Source organism: Kitasatospora sp. NPDC043949, assembly GCF_056435365.1.
In genome coordinates, this window is the sequence record NZ_JBWKEQ010000068.1 from 27,938 (window position 1) to 29,044 (window position 1,107).

Consider the following 1,107-nt stretch of genomic DNA (forward strand, 5'->3'; position numbering starts at 1 on the left):
CTCCCCCTCCCCCCCCCCCCCCCCACCCCCCCCCCCCCCCCCCCACACACCCCCCCCCCCCCCCCCCCCCCCCCCCCAGCGCCCCAGGTGGGCCGGGGCTAGGAATATGACGGTCGGTCTACATAATTCTCTGAGGCGGAAACGGCGCCGGGCGTGGGGAGGCGGGCGGGGCGGCGTGTGACGTCCAGCGGGCGGGGGCGAGGGCCTGTCCGATGGGTCGTGTGAGCTGGTCAGGGCCGCGATCTAGTGTTTGCAGTTGAACGAAGGGGGTCGCTTGTCACGCAATACAGCCGAAGCAGAGGCGGGGATGAAGGGGATCACGTTTCCTGCCTGGTACGGAGAGCACTACGTGACGCTGGCTGAGCTACTGGTCCGCCTGGGCAGCTTCGGCCTGGACCTGAAGTGGCGCGTCGAGTTCGACGAAATCGTCGATCCTCGTTGCGCCGAGATGGAGAGACGGTCTGCCGACGGCGGCATGGACACGTTGACGCTGTTGTCGCTGACGACCCCCTTCCTCCAACTGATCGACGCCGAAGCACTTGGGTTCGCCGGGGACGGGGTGATGATCGCCCTGACCGAAGTAGACAGCTCGCTGTGGGACGTCAGGGCTGTCGACGAGCGCGTACTCGGCGAACTTCGCCGCCACTATCCGGGTGCACGGGAATCATCTGCGGCGCCCCTGGCCGGGCGTGATCACAAATCCGAGCGGGCGACACCCACCCTCCCCAGCAAGGTGAATCTTGCAGGTGAGACCGCCTCGCGAGCACCCTAGGTCCTCATCAGAACGGTGACGTGCCGGCCTCCTTCCGCTGACCCGGAACCCTCGGGGGGGGTGAAGGCGCCAGCCGCGTGCCGATGAGCGCGGAATCGACGCTGACCATGCCCCAGTCGATTCGGCTCTCGGCATCGGCGTCGGCCAGGACGGCCCGCAGAATTCTCTCCCCCGTGCCGTCCGCCGACCACCTTCGGTGACGGTCGGTCTACATATTCGGCTCACGGCGGGCGCGAGCCCCCCTGCGCGCAGGGAGTGGGGCGGGGGGAGCTCCTTCGGAGAGTCCCCAACGGGGAGGGGGTTGGGGGATGACGGGTGGTGTCCACGACGCTTTT

General features: G+C 68.5%; 1 protein-coding gene and 1 pseudogene. Both read right to left on the reverse strand.

Features of this window, described 5'->3' with window-relative positions:
• Window positions 1–364 precede the first annotated feature (364 nt).
• Window positions 365–646: a hypothetical protein gene (locus AC07AL_RS34790; protein WP_478319337.1), complete on the reverse strand. Its 282-nt coding sequence runs from the start codon at window positions 644–646 to the stop codon at window positions 365–367.
• Window positions 647–679: 33 nt separating this feature from the next.
• Window positions 680–817 (reverse strand): annotated as a pseudogene (locus AC07AL_RS34795) (IS5/IS1182 family transposase); the annotation flags it as partial.
• Window positions 818–1,107 lie beyond the last annotated feature (290 nt).